The organism is Pseudomonas sp. Sample_20, assembly GCF_004307585.1.
GTDB classification, from domain to species: domain Bacteria; phylum Pseudomonadota; class Gammaproteobacteria; order Pseudomonadales; family Pseudomonadaceae; genus Aquipseudomonas; species Aquipseudomonas atacamensis.
The window spans coordinates 1-4,897 of the sequence record NZ_RCOA01000053.1 but is presented as its reverse complement, the minus strand read 5'-3'; the positions used below and the strand labels follow the sequence as shown (position 1 = coordinate 4,897).

The following is a 4,897-nucleotide window of genomic DNA, read 5'->3' as shown; positions in this document are numbered from 1 at the left end:
TACACCGCGACGCTGACTAATCCAGCGCAGACGCCGGTAACCGTCACTCTGTCCAACGGTTCGACCATCACCATTGCTACCGGCGAGACCGTCGGCACCCTCAACGTGCCGACTGCGGCCAATGACGTTTACAACAATGGCAGCACCGTCAGCACCACCATCACCGGCGCTACCGGTGGCAACTTCGAAAACCTGGTGCCAAGCACCACGCCAGCCGTAACCACGATCACTGATTCGGTCGACAACACCGGGCTGACCCTGACCGCTACCAACAACATCGTTGAAGGCGGTCAGATCACCTACACCGCGACGCTGACTAATCCAGCGCAGACGCCGGTAACCGTCACTCTGTCCAACGGTTCGACCATCACCATTGCTACCGGCGAGACCGTCGGCACCGTCAACGTGCCGACTGCGGCCAATGATGTGTACAGCAACGGCAGCACCGTCAGCACCACCATCACTGGCGCTACCGGTGGCAACTTCGAAAACCTGGTGCCAAGCACCACGCCAGCCGTTACCACGATTACCGACTCGGTCGATGACACTGGCCTGAGCCTCAGCGCCACCGGTTCTGTGGCCGAGGGTGGCCAGATCACCTACACCGCCACGCTGACGAATCCGGCCGGCACCCCGGTAACCGTGACCCTGAGCAACGGTTCGGTGATCACCATTGATGCCGGCAAAACCACCGGCACCGTTACCGTTCCAGCGCCGGCCGATGACGTCTACAAGGACGCCGGCCAAGTCGAAGTCAGCATCAAGGACGCCACCGGCGGCAATTTCGAAAATCTGGTGCCGAACGCTACGCCGGCAGTGACCGAAATCACTGACACCGTCAATACCTCGACGGTGAAGCTGAGCGCAGACACCTCGGTTGCCGAAGGCGGCACCGTAACTTACACCGCCACCGTCGGCGCGCCAGTCACCGGCTCGCCTGTGGTCGTGACGTTGGCCAACGGCCAGAACATCACCATCGCCGTCGGACAGACCACCGGCTCCGTCACTTACACCGCACCGAACGATGCCTTGACCGGCAACGCTGCGCTGACCAACTCGATCACTGGCGTAAGCGGTGGCAACTACGAAGATCTGGTGGCGGACAAAACCCCAGTTTCGACCACCGTCACCGACGTGGCCGACACCACCAATCTGTCGCTGAGCGCGACCGCTTCCGTGGCTGAAGGCGGCCAGATCACTTACACCGCGACCTTGACCAATGCAGCTGGCTCGCCAGTAACCGTGACCTTGTCGAACGGCGCCGTCATCACCATCAATGCAGGCGAAACCAGCGGTAATGTGACTTTCCCGGCTCCGTCCGACGACGTCTACAAAGACTCAGGCTCCGTGCAGGCAACCATCACCAGCGCCACCGGCGGCAACTTCGAGAACCTCGTTCCGAGCACCACGCCAGCGGTCACTCAAGTCACCGACACCATCGATACCTCGACGGTCAAATTGACCGCCGACACCTCGGTCGCGGAAGGCGGCACCGTCACCTACACCGCCACTGTCGGCGCGCCCGTCACCGGCTCGCCTGTTGTCGTGACCCTGGCCAACGGCCAGAGCATCACCATCGCCGTGGGCCAGACCACCGGCAGCGTTACTGCCCCGGTATCGAATGACGTGCAGATCGGTCACGCACCGCTGACCAACTCGATCACCAACGTCAGCGGCGGCAACTTCGAAAATCTGGTCGCCGACAAGACCCCAGTCAGCACCACCGTGACCGACACCGTCGACACCACCAGCGTTGCGCTGACTGCCACCGGCAACGTCAACGAAGGCGGGCAGATCACCTACACCGCGACGCTGAGCAACCCGGCCGGCACGCCTGTGACTGTGAATCTGAGCAACGGTTCGGTCATCACCATTGAAGCGGGCAAGACCACCGGCACCGTGACCGTTCCGGCACCTGCCGATGACGTCTACAAAGACGCCGGCAAAGTCGAAGTCACCATCAAGGACGCCACCGGTGGCAACTTCGAAAACCTGGTGCCGAGCACTACGCCTGCGGTGACCAACGTTGCCGACACGGTCAACACCACGCACCTGACCCTCAGCGCAGAAAGCTATGTGCTCGAAGGCTCTTCGATCACTTACACCGCAACGTTGACCAACGCCGCGCAAACGCCGGTAACCGTCAACCTGAGCAACGGCCAGACCATCACCATCGAAGCCGGCAAGACCAGCGGTTCGGTGACGATCGCCGCACCGAGCGATGACGTCTACAAGGACCTCAGCAAGCTCACCGTGACCATGACCGACGCCAGCGGTGGCAACTTCGAGAAACTCGACGTCAGCAAGACTCCGGTCAGCACCACGGTCAACGACACCGTCGACACAACCGCACTGACCCTGACCGCCAGCGATACCGTCAGCGAAGGTGGCCAGATCACCTACACCGCGACCCTGAGCAACCCGGCCGGCACTGCGATGACCGTGACCCTGGCCAACGGCGCGGTGATCAACATCGCGGCCGGTGCGACCAGCGGTTCGGTGAATTTCCCGGCGCCCGCCAATACGCCGTACATCGATGGCAGCAACGTGCGGACGGCGATCGCCAGCCACAGCGGCGGCAATTTCGAGCGCGTCGAGGCCGATCGTTCGGCTGTGGTGACCAAAGTCACCGACGCCGTCGACACCACCAACATCAGCCTGAGCGCCACCGGCAGCGTTGCCGAGGGCGGCTCGATCGTCTACACCGCGACCCTGAGCAATCCGGCCGGCACCGCCATGAGCGTGACCCTGAGCAACGGCGCGGTGATCAACATTGCCAAGGGTGCGAGCACTGGCACTGCGACCGTAGCCGCGCCTGGCGATGACGTGTACAAGGACGCCGGCAAGGTCGATGCGAGCATCACCAAGACCAGCGGTGGCAACTTTGAAAACCTGGTGATCGACAAGACGCCTGCGGTAACTGATGTCACCGACACCATCGACAACAGCATTGTTTCGCTGACCGCCAGCGCCAGCGCGGTGGAAGGCGGCGTGGTTGTCTACACCGCGTCCGTGACCGCCCCGGTCACTGGTTCGCCAGTGCTGGTGACCCTGTCCAACGGCCAGACCATCACCATTCCGGTCGGCGCCAGCAGCGCCAGCGTCAACTTCACCGCGCCGAACGATGCACAGGCCGGCGGCAACACTCTGAGCGTGAAAATCGACGGCGCCAGTGGTGGCAATTACGAAAATCTCGTGGCTGACCAGACCCCGGCGGTGACCTCGGTAACTGACGTTGCCGACACCACCAACCTGTCGCTGTCCGCGACCGGCTCCGTGGCCGAGGGCGGTTCGATTGTCTACACCGCAACCCTGAGCAACCCGGCCGGCACGCCGGTGACCGTGGATCTGAGCAACGGCGCGGTGATCACCATCGAGGCCGGCAAAACCAGCGGCACCGTCACCGTTCCGGCACCTGCCGACGACGTCTATAAAGACGCCGGAAAAGTTGAAGTCACGATCAAGGACGCCACTGGCGGCAACTTCGAAAACCTGGTGCCAAGCACCACGCCAGCGGTCACTGATGTCACCGACACCGTCGACACCTCGACGGTCAAACTGACCGCCACCGAAACCGCGGCCGAAGGGGGCACCGTCACCTACACCGCCACCGTCGGCGCGCCGGTCACCGGTTCGCCTGTGGTCGTCACCTTGGCCAATGGTCAGAACATCACTATCGAAGTCGGCAAGACCAGCGGCAGCGTGAGCACCACCGCGCCGAACGACGTCCTCGCCGGCCACGCGCCGCTGACCAACTCGATCACCAACGTCAGCGGCGGTAATTTCGAAAATCTTGTCGCCGACCAGACCCCGGTCAGCACCACCGTGACCGACACCGCCGACACCACCAACCTGTCGCTCAGCGCGACCGGCGCGGTGAACGAAGGCGGCCAGATTACCTACACCGCAACCCTGAGCAACGCCGCCGGCACGCCGGTCACCGTGACCCTGTCGAACGGTGCGACCATCCTCATCGAGGCCGGCAAAACCACCGGCAGCGTGACCGTCGATGCACCGAAAGACGACGTCTACAAAGACGCCGGCAGCGTTGAAGCGACCATCCAGAGCGCAACCGGCGGCAACTTCGAAAACCTCGTCACCAGCACAGCGCCGGCGGTGACCACGGTCAACGACACCATCGACACCACCACCGTGTCGCTGAGCGCCACTGCGAACGTCGCCGAAGGCGAAACCGTGGTCTACACCGCCACCGTGGGCGCGCCAGTGACCGGCTCTCCGGTCATCGTCAGCCTGTCCAACGGCCAGACCATTACCATCGCGGTCGGCGAAACCACCGGCAGCGTCAACTACGTCGCGCCGAACAGCCCGCTGGCGGGCGGCAGCTCGCTGAGCGTGACCATTGATGGCGCCACGGGTGGCAATTACGAAAAACTGGTGGTCGACGGCAAGTCCGCAGACACCGTGGTTTCCGACACCACCGACACCACCAACCTGAACCTGACCGCCAGCGATTCGGTCGCCGAAGGCGGCCAGATCACCTACACCGCAACCCTGACCAACCCGGCCGGCACACCGGTGACCGTGACCCTGTCGAATGGCGCCACGATCACTATCGACGCGGGTAAAACCACCGGCACCGTGACCGTCGACGCACCGAAAGACGACGTCTATAAAGATGCCGGCAAAGTCGAAGTGACCATCGAGGGTGCGACCGGCGGCAACTTCGAGAACCTGGTGCCAAGCGCGGTTCCAGCGGTGACGAATGTCACCGATACCATCGACACTTCGACGGTCAAACTGACCGCCGATACCTCGGTCGCTGAAGGCGGCACGGTCACCTACACCGCCACCGTCGGTGCACCAGTGACTGGCTCCCCTGTCGTCGTGACTCTGGCCAACGGCCAGACCATCACCATCGGCGTCGGTCAGACTACTG

General features: G+C 63.1%; 1 protein-coding gene. It reads left to right on the top strand.

The annotated features are described in order from the left end of the window. On the top strand, positions 1-4,897 hold a 4,897-nt coding region (locus D8U70_RS12270; protein WP_347238402.1), incomplete at both ends, for an immunoglobulin-like domain-containing protein.